Source organism: Herbaspirillum sp. VT-16-41 (assembly GCF_001994935.1).
Classification (GTDB): domain Bacteria; phylum Pseudomonadota; class Gammaproteobacteria; order Burkholderiales; family Burkholderiaceae_D; genus Herbaspirillum; species Herbaspirillum frisingense.
Genome location: NZ_MUXB01000283.1, coordinates 1 through 343, shown reverse-complemented (window position 1 = coordinate 343; position 343 = coordinate 1). Strand labels below are relative to the sequence as shown.

Below are 343 nucleotides of genomic sequence, written 5' to 3'. Positions count from 1 at the left end.
GCGGAGGGCGGAGAGTGCGGGCCCCCGCGTCCCAGGGGTATTCGGGACGCATGCGCCGCAGGATGGGCAGCCAGGAGGACATCCCAGCCGTCAGGTCCGCCAGATGGCCACGCCTGCGCGCCGCGGAGAGCTTTGCCAATGCCTCGGGCTGCTTCTCACGCAGGCCGGGATTGCCGGGAAGCCTGCCCCGCGCACTGGCGGCATTGATCCCGGCCAGGCGATCACCGGTGAGTGCCGACGTGGTTGCCGTGGTCATGAGGTCCACTTCGCCGGTTTTCGTTCTCGACAACGACACTTCAGTGCCGTTGTTCTTGCGCACGACCTTCTGGTTTGTCCGGTCCAG

1 pseudogene is annotated in these 343 nt (G+C 67.3%); it reads right to left on the bottom strand.

The annotated features are described in order from the left end of the window. A pseudogene (locus tag BTM36_RS27430) lies at window positions 1-319 on the bottom strand (hypothetical protein); the annotation flags it as partial. Between the last annotated feature and the right edge of the window lie 24 nt (window positions 320-343).